The 21625-nt window shown below is 61.8% G+C and carries 8 protein-coding genes; 6 read left to right on the plus strand and 2 right to left on the minus strand.

From position 1 onward, the window contains the following. Positions 1 to 5: 5 nt before the first annotated feature. On the minus strand, positions 6 to 362 hold the full coding sequence (locus ACI5KX_RS05815) for a hypothetical protein (protein ID WP_406809733.1): 357 nt from the start codon (positions 360 to 362) through the stop codon (positions 6 to 8). A 710-nt stretch (positions 363 to 1072) separates the two neighbouring features. Here ACI5KX_RS05815 and ACI5KX_RS05820 point away from each other — a divergent pair. The 6 genes from ACI5KX_RS05820 to ACI5KX_RS05845 all read left to right on the plus strand — a co-directional run bounded on the left by ACI5KX_RS05820 (position 1073) and on the right by ACI5KX_RS05845 (position 20557). Beyond that, the gene (locus tag ACI5KX_RS05820) at positions 1073 to 13966 is read left to right on the plus strand and encodes a DUF5801 repeats-in-toxin domain-containing protein (RefSeq protein ID WP_406809734.1); all 12894 of its coding nucleotides are present in this window, start codon (positions 1073 to 1075) and stop codon (positions 13964 to 13966) included. A gap of 73 nt (positions 13967 to 14039) precedes the next feature. Beyond that, a complete protein-coding gene (locus ACI5KX_RS05825; protein ID WP_406809735.1) occupies positions 14040 to 14717 on the plus strand; it encodes an OmpA family protein in 678 nt (225 codons plus the stop codon). Between the two features lie 16 nt (positions 14718 to 14733). Continuing rightward, a complete protein-coding gene (locus tag ACI5KX_RS05830) occupies positions 14734 to 16134 on the plus strand; it encodes a TolC family protein (RefSeq protein WP_406809736.1) in 1401 nt (466 codons plus the stop codon). Between the two features lie 33 nt (positions 16135 to 16167). Further along, positions 16168 to 18303: a type I secretion system permease/ATPase gene (locus tag ACI5KX_RS05835; RefSeq protein WP_406809737.1), complete on the plus strand. Its 2136-nt coding sequence runs from the start codon at positions 16168 to 16170 to the stop codon at positions 18301 to 18303. Further along, a complete protein-coding gene (locus ACI5KX_RS05840) occupies positions 18300 to 19295 on the plus strand; it encodes a cell wall hydrolase (RefSeq protein WP_406809738.1) in 996 nt (331 codons plus the stop codon). Before ACI5KX_RS05835 ends, ACI5KX_RS05840 begins: the two co-directional genes overlap by 4 nt. Beyond that, on the plus strand, positions 19292 to 20557 hold the full coding sequence (locus ACI5KX_RS05845; protein ID WP_406809739.1) for an HlyD family type I secretion periplasmic adaptor subunit: 1266 nt from the start codon (positions 19292 to 19294) through the stop codon (positions 20555 to 20557). The genes ACI5KX_RS05840 and ACI5KX_RS05845 overlap by 4 nt, the downstream gene beginning before the upstream one ends. 13 nt (positions 20558 to 20570) lie before the next feature. Here ACI5KX_RS05845 and ACI5KX_RS05850 read toward each other — a convergent pair whose 3' ends face one another. Next, complete coding sequence (locus ACI5KX_RS05850) at positions 20571 to 21497, minus strand: transglutaminase-like cysteine peptidase (RefSeq protein WP_406809740.1); 927 nt, start codon at positions 21495 to 21497, stop codon at positions 20571 to 20573. Positions 21498 to 21625: the final 128 nt, after the last annotated feature.

Raw genomic sequence — 21625 nt, forward strand, 5'->3', positions numbered from 1 at the left:
TTTCGTCAGCGGTTCAGTTCGATCCTGTCGGTCGTGGGCACGTAGCGCAGGTCGATGCCCAGTTGTCTGAGTCGCTGAAACGAAACCGGCTGCCCCTCAGCGATCCGGGAAAGCTGGCCTGGCGGGTCTTCCAGACCTCCAAGCAAGCGCTTGACGTCGGACCCGTTGACGAACAGCCGTGCGTTCTCATCGATGGTGACAGTTACGGTGCCGATGGAAGAACCATCTGCAAACAGCGGTTTCTGCACCCTGACCTGGTCTCCGTCCCGCCCGCTAGGTTGTGCAGCAGCCCCGCCGGGATCGGCGAGGTCGAATTCGATTTGCGACAAGGGCAGGTTCGCGGGCTCGTCCCGCGAAGCCATTAATGAGGCAGGAGCTATTTCATCTTGATCGCGGTCTTCTGGATCTGCGCGCGCTTCCGAGACGACAGATGATCGTTCTTCATCGGAAGCCTCGGCTTCCGATCCCGAGCGCCGCGGTCCATCGATCGGATGCGAACCGAGAACGATGCGTTTCGGGACTGCCTTTTCAGAAGCGGGAAGTGCGACCCCAATTACAAGCGCGATCGCTACGACCGCCACGAACCCGGCAAGCCACGGACTGGCTGAACGACTTTCGAAGTCTGGCACCGTTTTGCCCCCTGCAGGTTCCATCCTGTCGTTAACCGCTGTAGTTAACGAATGCGTTTGCCGCTACTTTCCCGCGAATGCCATTTGTTTATCCTAATTGAAAAAGCCTCGCAAAAACATCGACCTTTGCGAATCGTCCGCGAATTGTCCCAAAATCGGTCAGAGCCGCAGTTCGGGAATTTGATCCGGCTCAAGTTCGTCGCGGCGTTCCGCGTTTATGTATGTAAATCAGATTGTTATGTGCTCACCCAGGATTTGGTAAACAAGCTTGTAACCAAAACAGATTCCTGTTCTGATCATTCGATAACAAAAGGGCGTCCGACAGAAGCAGTTGCCGAGTCGCCTTCGCGAGGAATAAATCGGGCCGTAAGCATATGCATTTGCGCAGTCGCGCAAGGCTCGGATCTGTGCTTGCGGCTTAGTGTCGGAATTAACCGACTGGGATGGGCGGCAAGACAATGAAGCTTGAAGACGAAGCCAACCTGGAGCGAGTCCAGGACACCGATCTCGACGACATTGCAGCAGACCAGGAGGCCGTAGAGACTACGCTTCCGGCGCAGCAGGATGTCGTGACCCTTCCACCGGGTCGTACGATCGCCGAGGTGTCCGCCAATGGGCGCGATCTTGTCATCACGCTCGATGATGGCTCGCGGATAGTAGTCCCCGAGGGTGCGATTTTCGTACCTCAGATTATCGCGAACGGTGCGAGCATCCCTCCCCAGACCGTCGCCCAGTTGCTGACCGGTAACGAGCCTGAGCCCGAGGCCGGAACCACGCAGAGCTCCGGCGGCAACTTCGCCGACGATGAAGGCGCGATCCAAGCCGCCTTCGACATCGGCGACCTTCTGCCGTTCACCGACTTCGGGTTTCCGGAGGATCGCGAAGAAGAGATCATTCCGGCCGTTCCAGACGAGGAGCCGGAAGTCGTCATCCAGACGCCGGACAATCCCGCCGGTGTCGAAAACGCTGTCGCAACGGTCGACGAAGACGGTCTGCCGGCACGCGGTGAAGGCGGCGAGGGAGGCCCCCTCGAACCGCCCGGAACTCGCGAGGAAACCGATAGCGAAACAACCAACGGAACGATCGTCTTCGTGGCCGATGACGGTCTTTCTGCGATTCTGATCAATGGCGTCGAAGTCACGACCGTCGGCCAGACTTTCACCTCGCCTTTGGGTACGCTGACGATCACCAGCATCGATCTGGCGGCCGGAGAGGTGGGCTTCAGCTACACGCTTGAAGACAACACGCTGGGCGAGGAAGTCGACGGCTTTTTCGAAGTGACGGTGATCGATGTCGATGGGGACCAGGCGACCGCTTCGCTGAGCATCATCATTGTCGACGACGGGCCGATTGCGGCGGACGACATCGGTATCGTCCCGGCGGGCACCCATGCCCCGATCACCGGCGATGTACTTGCCAACGACGAATCCGGTGCTGACGACTTCCCGACGGACGGCACCGTCACCGGCTTCGGTAACGAAAGCGGCTCGGCAGAGCCCGGCGACACGTTGCAGGGCGAATACGGCACCCTCACGCTCAATGCCGACGGCACCTATACATATACTCGTGACGGCAACACCCCGGGCGGTGTCGAGGAGTCCTTCGAGTACACGATCGTCGACCAGGACGGCACAACCTCCACCGCAATACTGACAATCCAGATCGGCGACGCACCGGACACGATCACCGACGTGCCTCGCGTCGGTGACGGGACCGAAGTCAATGAAGGCGCGCTGCCGCCGCGCGGCGACGAGCCTGTCGGATCGAGCGAGGGGGCCGACGGCAATCCCGACAACGACAGCGATCCCACAGAGTCTACGGGCGCGACGATCAGCTTCAATTCGCCCGATGGTGTCGAAAGCGTCACGCTGAATGGCGTTGCGATCACTCCGGGCAGCCTGCCCCAGACCATTTTCAGCGACGACACCGGCACCTTTGTCGTCACAGGCTACACTTACGATCCGCTAACCGGCGATGGCACGATCACCTACGAATACACGCTCGGTGACAACACATCGGGCGACGACACCACGGTCGATATCGATATCACGGTGACCGATCTTGATGGCGACACGGCGGAAGATACGCTTGTCATCTCGATCATCGATGATGAACCTGCTGCTGAAGACGATAACGAAGGCCAGGTCGAAGAAAACGCACCGATCACCATCGATGTCCTCTCGAACGATACGCCGGGTGCGGACGATGTCGACCCGGCTACGGTGGCGCTGGTTGCAGGCAGCCTGAGCGGCACTGGAACGCTCGTCAACAACGGCGACGGCACTTTCAACTACACCCCGGGGCCTGGCGAGGAAGGCACGGTTACGTTCGATTACAGCATCACCGACGGTGATGGCGACGTCTCGATAGCAACAGCGACACTCGAATTGCGCCCGGATTCCGAGCCAGAAGGCGGCGAAACCGTAGCAACGGTCGACGATGACGGTTTGGCTGGCGGAAACCCTGCCTCGACCACCGGCGATCTCGATGCCAACGCCGACGACGATCCTGCCGACACCAGCGAGGCAAGCTTCACCGGCACCCTGCCGTTCGATGTCTTCAACGACAGCCCGGCGACGATCTCGTTCGATCCGGCGCTTAGCAGCGCGACCGCGACGGTCGGGGTTGAAACCGTCACATACTCGATCAGCGGCAACACCCTGACTGCGACCGTTACCGGTGGTGACCGCGACGGGACCGACCTGTTCACGGTCGAGATCACCGATACCGCGACCGGGGCATACACCGTCACGCTGCTCGATAACGTCCTTCATTCACCGGGTGGCGAAGAAAACGAGGCGTTCGTCTCGATCGATTTCGTGGTGGCGGACTCGGATGGCGATACGACGTTCACCAATCTCGGGATCGTTTTCGACGACGACGCACCGACCGCAAGCGACGATGCCGACGGTCTTGCCGCAGGCGAATACGGCCCTGTTGGCGGCAACGTTCTCTCCAATGACGCGCAGGGAGCGGATGGGGCCGAAGTTACATCGTATTCGGGAGCGCAGAGCCAGCCGGGCACGCCAGGCATCGAAGTCCAGGGTCTCTATGGCAAGCTGACCATCGCCGCCGATGGCACCTACAGCTACACTCGCGATCCGGGCACGCCGGGCGGCGTGACCGATGCGTTCACCTACACGATAACCGATAATGACGGTGACACCGCGACCGCCAGCCTCGTGATCACCATTGGCGATGGTGAAACGACGCTCGACCTTCCGGTCGCAGGCGAGGACGGCACGATCGTCGACGAAGCCGGATTGGACGGTCCTCCCGCGGGCTCGGACGCCGCTTCTGACAGCGAAACCACGCTCGGCACCTTCAACTTCACGGCCGAGGACGGTCCGGCGACCGTGTTCATCGACGGCACCGAAGTGACGACTGTCGGCCAGACCTTCACGGGCACTTACGGCACGCTGGAGATCACCGCGATCAACGCAGGTTCGATCAGCTACAGCTACACGCTCACCACCAACACGTCCGGCGACAACACCTCGGACAGCTTCGTCGTCCGGGTCGAGGACCAGGACGACGATTTCAACGAAGACACGCTCGAAATCGCGATCGTCGACGACGAGCCGACTGCGGTCGAAGACTCGGACTCCGTTACCGAAGATGGTCCGCTGGTAGCCGACGGCAATGTGCTGACCGGCTCAGGCGGCACCGATGTCAATGCGACGGACGGCGTGGCCGATACCGAAGGCGCCGACGGAGCCACCGTTACCGGCGTCGCGTTCGGGATCGCTCCCGGCGATGTGGCGGGCGATGTCGGAACCGGTGTGGCCGGGACTTATGGCGCGATCACGATCAACGCCGATGGCAGCTATCAGTACGTTCTCGACAATCAGAACGCGGTCGTACAGGGCCTCGATTCCACCGAGAGCCTGAGCGAAGTCTTCACCTATACCATCACCGATGGCGACGGCGATACGTCGACGACCACAGTCACCATCACGATCGACGGCGATGATGACGACGTGACGATCAACGGCCTCGCAGTGCAAGGCCCCGATGTCACTGTCGACGAGGACGATCTGGCGGACGGTAGCTCGCCCGATGCCGGCGCGCTGACCCAAAGCAACTCCTTCAGCGTCGACAGCCCCGACGGGCTCGAAACGCTGACTGTAGGCGGTATCGCGATCTTCGGCAGCGGCGTTACCTACCCGGTCACGATTACCGGCGACTACGGCACGCTCACCATCATCTCGGCAACCCCGACGCTCGATCCCGCGGGCGATACGGTGTCGCTGGCGATCGATTACGAATACGAGCTGACCGACAACACGCTCGATCACTCGCTTTCGGGCGAGGATTCGGTGTTCGACCTGTTCGATATCGTCGCGACCGATACGGATGGCTCGGAAGACACCGGCACTCTCACCGTGCAAGTTGTTGACGATGTGGCGACCGCCGCCGCCGATATCGACAGCGTGACCGAGGACGGGCCGCTCGTCGCTGACGGCAATGTGCTCACCGGCTCGGGTGGTAGCGATGCCAACGCGACAGACGGCGTCGCGGACATCGACGGTGCCGATCAAGCGACCGTAACGGGAGTCGCATTCGGCCAGGCACTGGGCGATGTGGCAGGCGACGTAGCCACCGGTGTATCCGGTGCCTATGGCTCGCTCACCATCAATGCCGATGGCAGCTATGAATACACGCTCGATAACGCGAACGAGTTCGTCCAGGGCCTCGATAGCACCGAAAGCCTGACCGAGGTCTTCACCTACACCATCACCGACGGCGATGGTGACACCTCGACCGCCACGCTTACGATCACCATCAACGGCGACGACGACATCGTCGTGATCAACGGGCTGGACCTGCAAGCTCCCGAGCTGGTGTTCGACGAAGACGATCTGCCCGATGGCAGCTCGCCCGATGCGTCGCAACTGACCAAGACCGGCAGCTTCACGGTCGACAGCCCCGACGGACTTAGCACGCTCACGGTCGGCGGCATCCTTGTTTTCGATGCCGGTGCCGTCACCGTTTATCCGGTTACGATCGACGATCCGGTCTATGGCATTCTGACGATCACGGGGGTCACACCGGTGACCGATGGCGATGGCGACGTTGTCAGCGCGACAATCGATTACAGCTACACGCTCGACGACAATTCGCTCGATCATAATCTGTCGGGCGAGGACAGCTTCACCGATAGCTTTGAGGTGATCGCCACCGACACCGACGGTTCGACCGACACCGCGAGCCTCGACATCGAAATCGTCGACGACATTCCCGATGTCGCCCCCAATGGCGAGAACGCGCCGGTCCTCGCGACCGACGACACGGATGTCGAGACCAACGGCAGCGATAGCGCGACCGACAGCTTTGCAGGCCTCTTCACCACGGACTTCGGAGCCGATGGCGCTGCCGCGACCGACGCAACCGCCTATTCGCTCGACATCAATGGCGGCGACGGGACCGACTCCGGTCTCAACGACACGTTGACCGGCGAGAACATCCTGCTGCGTCTCAACGGCGACACGATCGAAGGCTATCTCGAAACTTCGGGCGATATCGCCTTCACGCTGGCGCTCGACACGGCGACCGGCGAGATCAGCCAGACCCAGCTGCGTGCGATCGAGCATGACGACCCGGCAGATCCGGTCGAATCCGGTGCCAGCGCGGCAACCATGGCTGCCGATCTCATCAGCATCACCGCGACGGTGACCGACGGCGACGACGATACCGACAGCGCCAGCATCGATATCGGCAGCTCTTTCACGTTTGAAGACGATGGTCCCGAGTTTGGTGACAACGTCGTGAGCGTAAGCAAGGACGAAGACGACCTCATCGGAGGCGCCGGTGACAGCGCGCCCGGCGACGATGCCGGTGCGCTGGCGACGACGTTCTTCTTCGACGTCGATTTCAACGCGGACGGTCCGGCTGCGGACGAACTCACCGTCTCGCTCGAAAGCGCGACCACCTCCGATCCCGCTATCGGCGCGATCGCGCTGACCTCGGGCGGCGACCCCGTCCTGTTCAGCTGGGACGCATCGACCAACACGATGACGGGCTACACCACCGACATCAACGATCCGGTCCTGACGCTCGTATTCGATCTCGGCACCGGTACGGTTGCCGTGAACGTCCTGAAGCCGCTCGATCATCCGTCGAACGACGCCGATGGCGCCAATGACGGACCGGAAATCGGTTATGAGGACAACATCATCCTCACCTTCGACATCGTCGCGACCGACGGTGACGGGGATACCGTTTCCACGCAGCTCGCCATCGATATCGACGATGACAGCGCGGTTGCGACAGATAACTCGAACGACGTCGACGAAGGCGCTTCGACCAGCGGCAATGTGCTGGCCGACGACATCGCCGGTGCCGACGGCTTCGGCGTCGATGGCGCAGTCGTCGAAATCGCGAGCGTGAACGACACCCTGACCCAATCGACCGTCGATGGTTCGGGCAACCTGGTTCTCACCACTTCGCTTGGCACGCTTACACTCGACGCGACGACTGGCGAATACAGCTATGTCTCGAACGCGAACTCGACCAATGTCGATGTTGACGACGTATTTACCTATACGATCGTCGATGGCGACGGTGACAAGTCGACCGCGACGCTGACAATCAGCGTTACCAATGCGCCGGGCGAGGTGTCCGATAACGATGTGATCGTCAACGAAGCGGGGCTGGCCGATGGCAGCTCTCCGCTCGACGGCAGCCAGATCGACGCCGACGGCCAAATCACGGTCCTCAACGCTACGGGCACGCTCGTCTATTCGCTGGATGGCAGCGTCGCCGGTCCCGGGCCGAACGAGGTCCAGATCGACGGCACCTATGGCACGATCGTGCTCAACACGCAGACCGGTGCATATACCTACACGCTCGACACGCCGTTCACCGATACGGTCGACGAGAATGGCACGAATACCGTCAACGGTGCGGAAAGCTTCACCTATGAAGTGCGCGATACGAACGGCAACCTGATCGGCGATGGCTCGATCGACGTCAGCATCATCGACGACATACCGACTGCCCGCGATGAAGCGTCGCAGTCGATCGCCGAAGACGCCAGCGCGGCCGCCGAACTCAGCGGCAACGTCATGGCCAACGACACCGAAGGTGCCGATGGCGCGACGGTGACTGCGATCACCATCGACGGCAACGAAACAGCTGTGCCGCAGGATGGCTCCGATGCGACGGTCATTACCATCAAGGGCACCTACACGATCGACATGGACGGGAACTGGACTTTCGATCCGAACCCGAACCAGGATCAGAGCACGGGCGATATCGATGCCTCGTTCAGCTACACACTGACCGACACCGACGGCGATTTCGACACGGCGACCCAGCCGATCCTGATCACCGATGGTCAGGACCCGGCGGCGGGCCCGGACATTTCGCTTACTGTCGACGACCAGAACCTCGCGGACGGCTCGACGCCGGGCGTGACCACCGACAGCGATAGCATCGTCTTCACCCCGGGTTCGGACGACATCGCTTCCATCGTGTTCGGCGATGTGAGCGGCTTGGGCGGCGGTCTGACATGGACCCGTGTCAGTGACGTACAGATCATCGGTGAAGACGGCGGACGCCTTGTCGTTACCCTTGATCTTTCGGTTACCAACACCGTGGCAACCGTCACTGCCACACTCAACGACAATTACGACGATCATCCGACTATCGATGTCGACGACCTCGTCGCTCTCGGCGATGTCGATGTGATTGCCGAGGATATCGACGGTGACACCGCGACCGCGACCGTCAGCGTGGGGGTTTCGGACGACTTGCCCTCAATCAGCGCGAGCGACCCCGCGGCCGACGCCCTGCTGGTCGATGAAACCGATCTTGCGACCGATGCAACCGCGGATTTCTCCGCTCTGTTCACTTCGGACGCGAATGCCGACAATCCCGGGACCGTGGGCGGCTACACGCTTGGCGTGAATGCCGGAGCGACGGGCCTCGTCGACACCGCAACCGGCGAAGACGTGGTCCTGTCGATGAACGGCACTGTCGTCGAAGGTCGCACGTCCGGCTCCAACGAACTGGTGTTCACCGTCTCGGTCGATGCCAGTGGCACCGTGACGCTCGACCAGCTGCGCGCGGTCGAGCACCCGAACACCAACAGCGACAACGAGCCGGTCAACCTCGCTGCGGCCAACCTGATCACGCTCAGCGCGACGATCACCGACAGCGACGGCGACACCGACACGGCTACGGCAAATATCTCCGGCGCCATCACCTTCCTCGACGACGGACCGGCGCTGAGCAATGTTGGTCTCGGCAGCTCGGTCGATGTCGACGAGACCGACGGCCTGCCGACGAGCGATACGTCAGCAGCCTCGATCATCAGCTTCACGGCCGATTATGGTGAAGATGGAGAAAACGGCACAGGCTTCGTACTGGTAATCGACGATGCCAATTCGGGCCTCGCGACGGCTGTGGGCGACTACCCGATCACGCTTGTGCAGACCGGTCCGGTTACCGTTTCGGGCATCTACAACGATGGCAGCGGCGATCAGACCGCTTTCACGGTTGCGATCAATCCGGACGGCACCGTGACGCTCACGCAGAATGTCGCGCTCGAGCACCTGATCGATGGTGACGACAGCGCAGGCGAGCACAACGATACGCTCGATCTCGCGGGCAAGCTCTCGGCTACCGTCACGATCGTCGATGGCGATGGCGACAGCGATTCCGCGACGATCCCGATCGGTCAGGCGCTGACCTTCTTCGACGATGGGCCTTCGGTCGCGCTTTCGGGGCTGAACGAGACCCTGACGGTGAGCGATACCGATTTCGGCACCGACGACACGCAGAACTTTGCCGACAATTTCACTTTCGATGGCGGTGAAGACGGTACGCAGAGTACCGATTACGAACTCGCCGTGGTCGATGGCACTGCTTCCGGCCTGTATGAGACCGCGACAGGACTCCAGGTATTCCTGTTCCTGGAAAGCGGGGCGGTCTTGGGCCGGATCGGCGTGGACGCCAATGCGGCGCAGGGCACGGGCCCGATCGCGTTCGTCGTATCGACCGACAACAACGGCAACGTCACGCTTGATCAGCAGCAACCCATCGACCACGCGCTCAGCGTCAACAGTGATGGTTCGACTGCGACGCTCGCCGCTGACAACCTGATCCAGTTGGTAGCCACGATTACCGACAACGACGGCGATACTGCTGCTGCGAGCCTCGATATCGGTGGTGATCTGTTCTTCACCGACGACATTCCCACCGGTGAACCGACGCTCATCGCGACGCTTGATGACGATGCGCTGGGCGGCAATCCTGACGGACCCGACGATCAGGATCCCGACACCTCGAACCTAACCGGTACGCTGGTCGATCCGACCGAAGGCTTCGGCAATGATGGCGGCTCGGTCGCCTTCGACCTCGGCAGCACGCTGCCGAGCGGTTTCCGCCTCGTGGCCGATCCGGGCAGCGATGGCGTGATCATCGAGCAGGAGCAGGGCACCGGCAATTGGGTTCCTGTGGTCGAAGTGGCGCTCAATGGCCTCACCGGCGGCTATGCCATCACCCAGCTTGCCAACATTCTCCACGAAGATGATGTGGCGAATGAAGAAAACGAGGTCACATTCACGCTCCAAGCCACGTTGACCGATGGCGACGGGGATAGCGCGCCCACTTCGCTGACGATCACGGTGGACGACGACACGCCGGTGGCGCTCGCCGTCAATTCCCAGGGCCGCGTCGATGAGGATGGTCTGCCGGGTGGTATTGCAGGCGGCGTAAACGATGCGCCGGGCGAAGACACCGTTGCAACCGGATCGGTCTCAGGCATATTCTCGGCAGGCGCCGATGCGCCGCTGACCTATTCGCTGGACAGCGACACGAGTGGACTTCTGGCGTTGTCCTCGGGAGGGGTGGCCGTCACCTACGCAGTTGCTGGCAATACGCTAACTGCTTCGGCTGGCGGGGCTACCGTGTTCACCTTCACGCTCAATGCAACGACTGGCGCTTGGGAATTCGAGCTTCTTGCTCCGCTCGATCACGCTCCGGGTGGTGGTGAAAACGTGCCGGACATCCGGATCGATTTCCAAAGCATCATCCGTGCCACCGATGCCGATGGTGATACGATCGCCCCTGCCGGGCTGGTTCGGGTTACCGTTGATGACGACAGCCCGGTGGCGAGCAACGACACCAACTCACTGAGCGAAGACACTGCTTCGGTCGGTGGCAATATTCTGACCGACGGAACCGCCGATGGATTTGGCGGCGACGGTCCGGGGAATCCGGCCATCACGTCAATCTCTGGATTCGGCGGACCGGGGACGGTCGGCGGCGTAACCAATGGGGAGTGGGGCACGCTGACGCTCAACGGTGACGGCAGCTATATCTACAATCTCAACACTGCAGCGATGCAAGAACTGGACGACGGCGAGTTCGAATTCGACACTTTCACCTACACCATTATCGATGCCGATGGTGACCCGTCGCAGGCTACGCTGACGATCACCATCGACGGTGCGAACGACGCTCCGGTGGCAGTTGCGGACACCAACTGGACGATCGAGGATGCCGCGTCCGCCATTACTGGCAATGTACTGGCCGATGTGCCTCACCCCGGCGCCCCAAGCGGCACCTTTGCGGACAATGCTGACACCGATGTCGATGTCGAGCAGCTGATTGTGTCAAATCTCGGCATTTACAACGGCACTTACGGTATCCTGACGCTCAGTTCGGACGGCAATTACAGCTATGAGCTCTACTCAGAGGCGCAAAACCCGACTGCCTATGCCGCAGTCCAAGCGCTCGATGAGGGCGACGCGCCGCTGACAGACCAGTTCGCGTACACCGTTACCGATGGCGACGCGACGGATGATTCGACGCTGACAATCAGCATTTTCGGCACCAACGATGCGCCTTTAGTCGGAGTGGACTCGGTATCCGTTTCCGACGAAGGCTTGCCGGGCGGGCTGCCCGATACAGCAGGAACCGTCGACACCACAGACCTGGCCACGGCGAGCGGCTCGATTTCGATTACAGATGTCGATGACACCACCTTTACCGTAACGCTCGGCACGCCGACGCAATCGCTTGCGGTTGCCGATGGAAGTCCGACGGGAGCGCCCATCACATGGTCGCTCAGCCCCGATGGCAAGACCCTGACGGGTACGATCAACGGCGGCGCGGATACCGCAGTCACGTTGGTGATCGACGACAATGGCGACTTCGACGTCACCCTGTCATTGCCGATCTTCCACACCGATCCCGGTGTCGAGGATATCGAAGTCTTCACAGTGGATGTGAATGTCAGCGATGGCACGACAACCACGACCAAGGTTTCGGCCATTGCGGTTGGTCTGGAAGACGACAGTCCGGTTGCGGTCGTTGCTGCGGACCTGACGACTACCAACAATGCGGGTGGCAGCGGGACGGCATTCCTCGACTCCGATTTTGATGTCGACAACAACTTCGGCGGCGATGGCGGCAAGGTGATCTTCACCGCCGACACGATAACGGCACTGGAAGCCCAGAACCTCACCTCAGGCCTGGCGCCGCTCGAATACTCGATATCGACGGACGGAACGGTGCTGACAGCGGTCAAGGCAGGCACGACCGACACCGTCTTCACGATTACGCTGGATCCGGACACTTCGCCCGACCAGTATGTGCTGGACCTGGTCCAGACGATCGATGCGACCTCGACGATCGATTTTAATGACGGCGGATACAATTTCGTCGGCGGCTTCAACTCCTGGACAGGGTTCGTGCCGGTTGGCGAAACGCTGGGGGGCACGCCGGTCGATAATGATAGCCCCGACCTCTTGCTCACTCCGGCAATCAACGGGGGCAATGCCAGCGCCGTAAACAGTACTGCCAATATCGGCGGCATTGGTGGCGGCGCATCGGTCGGCAATACGGAAACATTCCGGGTCGATTTCGTAACCGACCTACGTGGTAATCCGGCTGACACCGTTGGTGGGCAGAACTACGCCGCTGCATCCAATCGCGACCATGTCTTCGACGGGCACTACACCGTCAACGGCGCGACTGCCCTGTTCAAGTCGTCCAGTGGGTCGCAGGTCCGCATTACCGCCTTCGACGATCCGGATGGAAACACGATCGTCGGTGATGGCGTGATCGATACGATTACCGGAATGACCATCTCTTATCTCGGTGTTCCGCACGGCAGCGTCATCATTCCGACGTCCACGCCGACGGACTACATCGTGAATGGCCAGACCTTTACCGTGACACTCAATGGCGACGGTTCGGTCTCGGTCGATGGCATCGCTGGTGCATCGGGCTCGTCGCTGGCGGGCACGGTGATCGGCATCTTCACTGCCGATGGCTTCAACAGTGTGGAATACACCTACGAGTCGGGCGGCACGTTCCAGATCGGCGATTTCGGTGCGACCGCAATCACCAACGATCCGGTGTCATTTTCGGTACCCATCTCGGTGACTGACAACGACGGAGACGTCGTCGGTTCGGACGATCTCGACATCACGCTTAATCCGGCAGCGTCTTCGTCGAGCGTCGCTGCGACCAGTTCCGCAAGCACGCAGCATCTATCGAATTCGATGCTGCTGCTTGACGATCCGGTCGACCAGAACGTGGGCAGCAATTCCGGCCCAGGCAGCGGCAGCAACCTCAACGGCCTGAATCTGCTGCAAAACGATTTGCGCACTTCCGAAATGGCTCTGGTCGCTGCAATCTCGGGCGCGGTTCTGATGGATTATTCGCTCGGCGCTGACAGCACTGCGACGATGACCCAGCATGCATCGGCATCCTATGACTTGATGGTGATCGACAGCGATTTCCTCGCTCCAAGGTTCACCGGAATTGAAGCAGGAGACAGCATCTCGATCCTCGATCATTTCGAAGGTTTCGACGCGGGCGGCGACATCGTCGAGATGGCCGGAATTGGAGGCGAAAGCGCGCTGGCTTCGGCACCCGAGATGATGCTCGGCGTGCAAGCCGAACCCGATACGATCGAGTTGTATCAAGACGGCGCGAGCGGCTTCGACAGCGTCGACCAGTCGGCGTTCTTCACCAACCCGGCGGCCGCAGGCGTTGATCAGGCTATGGAAGCGCTGCTGGCGATCGAGCCGGGTGCGGATGCACTTGCCGGCCTTGCTGCCAACGCAGCGGCGATCGATGGGCTGGGCGAGACCGCAGGCGATGTAATTTCCGATATCGCTGTCGAGATCGCGCTTGAGCAGATGATCGAAGGGCTTACCGACCCTTCAGACGGTGCCGGTTACCTGATGAGTCATTCCGACACGTCTGTCGAAGACCTGCTCAGCCAGTCGCTCGAAGGTTCGATTGGATCCGTCGAACCGCTGGCATTGATGGACTCGCACGCGGATGAAGCTGCGGCGAGCACTGTTTCGGCCTAATCTGGATTGAAAGCCCTTGGGGGGGACCATGCACATGAAAACTACGTTGATCAGCGCGTTAACCATAATTGGAATGGCGACACCTGCTTCGCTAGCGGCGCAGGACCTCAGCCAGGATCTTGCCACCAGCGATACCGACACGCTGCGCGGGGCCATCCAGATGAGATATGATGCCGCACTCGGATTGACCCGCGACAACGCCATTATTGCCGCCAACGACACTCGCTACTTGTGGGCGTCGGAGGCAAAGGTGCAGTGCGCGATCGCGCTCGGCTATCTCAAATCGAGCACGCGTGACGAGACCAGCATCTCGAAGTGCGATTACGCCTATCAGCGGATGCAGGTTGTGACCGAGCGGCCGGCCACGCCTCCACCGACCCGGCCAACACCGCCTCCCCAACCGCAGGTCTGCCAGGACCAGCAGCCTGGCATCGTGTTCTTCGAATTCGATTCCTCGGTCCCGGGCGAAGGAGCAGCCGACACGATCCGCTTCGTGGCTCAAAACGCACAGCGTTGCGGCTGGAACAGCTTCACGGTGGTCGGGCACACCGACCGCGCCGGTAGCGACGCTTACAACGATGCGCTGTCGATGCGCCGGGCGCAGGCGGTGGCAGACCTTATGGTCAGCCTCGGCATTAACCGCAGCCAGATGAGCATCAGCGCCGAAGGTGAAAGCAATCCGCGTGTTCCGACGGCAGACGGCGTACGCAGTCCGCAAAACCGCCGTGTCGAAATCACGGTCAGGCAGTGAGTTGGGGGGAAAACCAATGAAGAAATTCGTAATTCCAGCATTGGCCGGTGCATTGCTCGCCAGCGCAGCCCCTGTCGCTCACGCGCAGGAAGCGCAGGACGTGATCTCGATGCAGGCCGCGATCGATGCAGCGATGCGGGCAAACCCCGAGATCCTGCAGGCGCAATTCAACAAGGAAGCGATCGAGTTCGAGCGCAAGCAGGCCGAGGGGCTTTACGGTCCCCGGGTGGACTTCGAGGCATCGGCAGGCATCCGTCGTCTCGAAAACACCACACGCCGCAATCTCGGTATCGCCAATAACGAGCTCTATCCGCTCGAAGCCGGCATCACCGGCGAATGGACCATGTTCGATTTCGGTCGGCGTCGCGGTGAAGTCCTGCGGCAGGCCGCCCGGGTCGATGGAGCCTCGTTGAGGGTGCTCGAACGCTCCGAGTTCATCGCGCTTCAGGTATCGCGGCAATATCTCGATGTCCTTCTGCAGCAACGCGTGCAGGCGGCGGCAACCGACAATCGCCGGTTCCACGAATTGCTGGTCGGTGACCTTGCGCAGGGCGTCGAGCAGGAATCGATCAGCGTGGCCGATCTCCAGCAGGCCGAAGAGCGCCTTCAGGCGGCGATCGTGCGCGAGGAAGAAGCGAAACGTTCGCTGGTCGATGCGCAGATCTCGCTGCGCTCGCTGACCGGCCTCGATCTCTACAGTGCGAGCCTGCCGCCCGATCTCGCAGCACAGGTACCAGGCTCGCTCGAGATGGCTGTCGGGCAGGCGCGCGTGCGCAATCCGCTGGTGCGCGAAGCCCAGGCAGATGTCGATGCAGCCAACGCTCTGGTGAAGAAGACCGAGGGCGATCTCTATCCGACCATCGGACTCGAAGTTCGGGGCCGCATCGGCGAGGATATCGATGGCTTTGCTGGCGAGACCAACGATGTGCAGGGGCGCGTCGTGTTCCGCTGGAACGTATTCGACAGCGGTATTCGCCGCGCGCGCTTGCAGGAAACCGTGCGTCAGGCTTCGATCGCCCGCTACGCACTGCACCAGCGCCAGCGCGAGGCCGAAGAGGATGTGCGGGCGGCGTGGAATGCGCTGGATACGCAGGGCCGGATCGTGACCGCGCTCGAGCGTCAATCGAGCGTCTCCGACGATCTGCTGCTGTCCTATCGCAGCCAGTTCAACATCGGCCGGCGTTCGCTGCTCGATGTGCTCGATGCGCAGAACACTAGGTTTAACACCCAGGTTCGTCTCGAAACGGCACGCTTCTCGGAAGTCTTCGCGCGGTATCAGATCCTTGCTGCTACCAATAACTTCCTCGACTCGCTCGGGGTTGCGGCGGGTGCCGGCTCTGGCGAGCGCGAGCGCGAGCAGTACGATTACGGGCCTCCGGTAGAGGCCGAATTGCAACGGCGCGTCTATCCCGAATAGGGTGGACGCCGAGACGGGCGGCAAATGAACAGAATGCTGGAACCAACAGAAGGCATCGCGATAGACAGCCTCTCGCTGTGCGTTGCCGAGGTTGCCGCCCGCTTCTCCACGCCGATGTCGCCGATGGCGCTCGCCCAACTGCCGAAGAAGGCGGACGGGCGGCTGCCATGGCACCAGGCCGAAGCCGCGCTCGAGCAGGCCGGTGTCAATTTCGACGCCAAACGGCCGGGCAAGCTGCCGGTGCGTGACGACGTATACCCCGCGCTCGTCGAGCTCTCGGACGAGCGTTTCGTGCTGGTGCTTGAAGCGCGCGATGGCGATCTGCTCGTGTGGCGTCCCGAGATTGCCGAAGACCAGTGGGTCCCGCACGGCGATCTGTCGGGCGAATATGCCGGTCGCCTCTATTCGGTGTTCAGCAATCCCGATCTTCAGCGCGAGGAAGAGGCCCCGTGGCACGCCAAGGCGCGCGGGCACTGGTTCTGGTCTGAATTGCGCAAGGAACGCCGCTCGTTCTGGCCGGTCATCCTTGCATCGCTGGTGATCAACCTGTTGGCAGTTGCGTTGCCGCTGTTCACGATGAACGTCTATGACCGGGTGATCCCCAACCGCGCGGGCGAGACGCTGTGGGTCCTCGCAGTCGGTGTCCTCATCGTCTTCGCGCTCGAATTCGCGTTGCGACGCAGCAGGACTGCGGTGGTCGACCAGATTTCGCGGCGGCTCGACCTCAAGCTCTCCCAGAAGATATTCGGCCGCCTCATGGCGACGCCCTTGCAAGAACGGCAAGGGCACACCGGTGCGCTCGCCGCGCGAGTTTCCGAATATGCGATCGTCCGCGACTTCTTCGCCTCGACCACGGTGGTCCTGATCATCGATCTGCTGTTCCTGTTCGTGTTCGTCGGCGTGATCGCGATCATCGGGGGGTGGCTCGCGCTGATACCGCTGGTGATCATCGTGGCGATGATGGTCGCGGGATACATCCTGCAGCGCAAGGTGACCGAAGCGGCGCAGGATGCCCAGGCCGACTATGGTCTCCAGCAGACCCTGCTGGTGGAATCGCTCGCCGGGATCGAAACTCTAAAAAGCATGGGCGGCGAAGGCGGAACGCTGGGCCGCTGGCATCGGCTTGCCGATGCAGGCGCGCACTCGCAGGAGCGGCTGCGCAACATCAACTCGGTTGCGGTCGGCCTTGCGCAGACCTTCCAGCAGCTTTCGACCGTGTCGCTGATCATCGGCGGCTATTACCTGTTCGCTGCGGGCACGATTTCGATGGGGGCGATCATCGCGATCGTGATGCTGGCGTCGCGATCGCTCGCTCCGGCGGGCCAGATCGCATTCGTCTTGACCCGCGGGCGTCAGGCGACCGAGATGCTGAGCAGCATCGAGCGCTTGTTCGAAGCCAGCGACGAGCGCCAGAAGGGCGGGTCGCTCGCGCCGTCTTCGATCCAGAAACCGCTCATTACGTTCAAGGACGTCCGCTTTTCCTATCCCGAAAGCGGCCAGCCTGCGCTCGACGGGATCAATCTCGAGATCAAGCCGGGCGAGAGGATCGCGGTCGTTGGCCGTGTGGCCTCGGGCAAGTCGACATTCGGGCGCGTGCTTTGCGGCCTTTACGAGCCGAGCGAAGGCGCAGTGCTGGTCAACGGACTCGATGCAGCGCAGCACCGTCCCGATCAGCTGCGCAGCGCGCTACGCTTCGTCGGGCAGGACGCGGACATTTTCTCCGGCTCGATCCGCGACAACATGGCGCTGGGCCGCCGCGAAGCGACAGATGAGCGCATCCTCGAAGCGCTGAAGCAAACCGGGGCAGACCAGTTTCTCGCTCGCGACAGTGGCGGTTTCGAGCGCGCGGTGGGCGAGGGCGGACGGCGACTCTCCGGAGGCCAGCGCTCCTTCCTTTCGCTCGCCCGCGCACTCGTGACGCCGTGCGAATTGCTGTTCCTCGACGAGCCGACCGGAGCGATGGACAGTCAGACCGAAAAGCATTTCGTGGAACGATTGAAAGGTTCTTTGTCCGATAATCAGACACTGGTGATCGCCACGCACCGACCGGCGCTGTTTGCGCTATGTGACCGGATCATCGTCTTCAGCAACGGCCGCGTCGCTGCTGATGGCCCCATCAAGGACGTCATCCAGTCCGCCGGGGCAAGTCTGGAGGGGTTGGCGCAGTGAAACCGGTTTTCGCCCTGATTGCTCGTCTCGGCTGCCTTGCGGCAGTGGGTGCGTTCGCGGCGGCTCCCAGTCTGCCGATTGAACGGGTTTCGAAGGAAACGATCGAGACACAGCTGGGTCCGGCGCTCAGCAATACGCTTAAGGACATGTCGACCGGCGCGGATCAGGAAGTTCTGCTGAGCGGCAACGGAGCTCAGGCCCGCAATTCGCGCATCCCGCTCGTTTCGGGGCAGCTCAGAAGCCTCGCGAACTACACTCCGATCGGTCGCGGGACGGCGCAGTATTCGACCGCGCTCAAATGCCTGACACAGGCCGTCTATTACGAAGCTGCGAATGAAACGCGCGACGGCAAACGCGCGGTCGCGCAGGTGGTGCTCAATCGCATGCGCCATCCGGCCTATCCCAATTCGGTGTGCGGGGTCGTCTACCAGGGCGTGAATGACCGCGTCTGCCAGTTCAGCTTCACCTGCGACGGCGCACTGCTGCGGGAACCGCTCCGGCGTCAATGGGATGAATCGCTTTCGGTTGCGAAGGACGCGCTGGCGGGCAAGCAGATGACCGAAGTCGGCACAGCCACGCATTACCATGCCGATTACGTGGTCCCGAAATGGGCCTACACGCTTTCGAAGCTGCGGGTGGTTGGCACGCATATTTTCTACCGTTTCCCCGGTCGCGCAGGAGAACCACAGTCCTTTGCCGCGCGCTGGAAGCAGGTCGAGAGCATTCCGCAGATCAATTGGGCGCGCTTCAATGCGACGGTCGAAGATGTGCCCGAGATCGAGCCGCGACCCGAGGATACCTGGGTCCCTGGCCTCACGGTCGCTCCCGATCCGACCGATCGCCATGCGACCACCGATGTCGGCGGACGGATCGACACGACCAAGCAATGGCGACTATCGCTTCCCGATCCCGTGAGGGGCTCTAGCGCCTACAAAGAGACGCTCGGCGTACAGGGTGAGAGCCTTTCTGAAGAGGCGGAGATAACCGAATGAGCCGGTTTGGCTTTTGGCAATCGCTCGATGCACCGCGCCGGCTGATCGTGATCGCGGCGGCGGGGCTTGCCGTGTTGATCCTCTGGGCGGCGTTTGCCGAGGTCGATAGTGTGACCCGCGGGATGGGAAAGGTTATCCCGTCGAGCAAGGCGCAATTGGTCCAGCCGGCAGAGCCTGCGGTGATCGAGGAAATCCTGGTGCGCGGCGGGCAGTCGGTCAAAAAGGGGCAGCTGCTGGTGCGGCTCGACGACGCGCAGTCGGCGTCGGAACTGGGGCAGCTACAGACCGAGAACCAGCGCCTTTCGGTGCGGGCGCAGCGCCTTCAGCAGGAAGCCTCGGGCGGGGCGCTCGGTTGCGAGGAAGGTACGTTGTGCGCCGAGGAAAGGCAGCTCCAGCAGGCCCGGCGCGCTGCTGCCAATGCCCGCGAACGTTCGCTGGGCGCCGCAGTCGAGCAGCGGCGGCGTGACCTGCGCGAGGCCGAGGCGACCGTGGATTCGCTGCGCAACAGCGTGCGTCTTGCGCGCGAACAGGTGCAGATGCTCGAACCGCTTGCCAAGGACGGCATCGTCCCGCGCACCGAACTGCTTTCGGCCCAGCGGGAGCTCAACGATCTTCAAGGGCGGCTGTCGGCGGCTCAGCAGGCTGCCGGGCGCGCTTCTGCCGCGATCAGCCAGGCGCAGGCCGATCTCAATTCCGCTCGGCTCGATTTTCGCCAACAGGCGCTCAACGAGCGCAGCGAGGTCACGACCCGGATCGCGGTGAACGAGGAAACGATCCGTGGCGCGGAAGCCCGCCAACAGCGCAACGAGCTGCGCGCGCCTGCCGACGGGATCGTCAACGACGTCCAGATTACTACGGAAGGCGGCTTCGTGAATGCGGGCGAGAAGATCATGCAGATCGTTCCGGTCGGGGAGAAGCTGCTGGTCGAGACCCGCGTGGCTCCCAGCGACATCGCCTTCATCAAGGTGGGCGACCGCGCGGTCGTGAAGGTAACGGCCTACGATTTCTCGATTTATGGCGGCCTCGACGGAGTCGTGCAGCAAGTCTCCGCAGACAGCATTTTCGATGAGGTCGAGCGCGAGGCCTATTACACCGTGGTCATCGAAACCGATCGCTCGGCGATCGAGCGCGCGGGCCAGACGCTACCCATCGTGCCGGGGATGATCTGCGATGTCGAAATCCTGACCGGTCGCCGAACGGTGCTGAGCTATTTGCTCAAACCGGTATCGAAAGCCTTCGATCGCGCCCTGACCGAGCGCTGAGCCTCAAGTCAAATCAGATCTTCCGCCCGTGCACCCAGCGGTCCGAGCCGCTGAAGGACAGGACCGGCAGGTAATCGTGCGAATAGGCGCCATCGAGAATGGTGTCGGTCGCGTTGTCCAGCACAAGGAAGCGATCGCCCATCCGCACAACCAGCAGCGCGTGATCGGCGTTGCGCACCGTGTCGCGGGCGATGGTAAGAAACATGTCGCTGCGTTTGAAACCGGCGGCAGCAAGGAGCTGCATCTTGGTGAGCGCGATATCTTCGCAATCGCCCTTGCCGAGCGCGAGAGTGAGGCGCGCGCCCGCCCAATAGTCGCCGCGACCGAACAGCTTGCGATCGTCGACGAACGCAATCTCGCGATTGACCCAGCTATTGACCGACTGAACCGTCCCCACCGACGCGTCGATGTCGCGCCCGAACTCAAGCCGCAGCGTCTTGGAGACGGATTCGTTGCTCACCCGGCGCCATTGACGGTCGAAACTTGTTTTGCGGATCGCGATTCGAGTTGAGGCGAGGAAGTTCTCGTTGTCGAGTACGGTAAACGCTGCGTCGCGCGATCGGGGCGAAAAGCTGGAGATCTGGCCGAGGCAGGCAGCGCTCGTCGTGGTCGGGGCGATCGCTTGTGCGGGCTCGACCGTCGCAACTGCGGCAGACGTAACTCTCGCCCCCGACTGCTGGAGCCGGATGCGATCGAGCGCGCTCATCTCGCCGCCGAGGATTGCAGCGCTCTTCAGCGCTCGCGTCTCAGGTGCGGTTACAGCCACTGACTGCGAAGCGTTTGCGGGGCATTGCGCATCGACATCGACGAAAGATACCAGCGGGATGCTGAGTATTCCCATCGGGAGGGCAGGCGCAGCAGCGGTTGCGGTCGCACCGGCAAGGGCGAGACCTGCGAGCGACGCGCGCAGTGCCAGCAGAGGTTTGTGCAACTTCGGCATGCCTGCCGGATCACACACTCACTGCAAAAATCTGGTTCGCGAGTAAGGTAAACCGGGATTAACCGTAATCCGCCGGATCGCTGCGCCGGGGGTTTGCATTGCAAACACAGGGTCGGTCGCCCACAAGC

It is taken from the genome of Erythrobacter sp. GH1-10, assembly GCF_045363165.1.
GTDB lineage: Bacteria > Pseudomonadota > Alphaproteobacteria > Sphingomonadales > Sphingomonadaceae > Erythrobacter.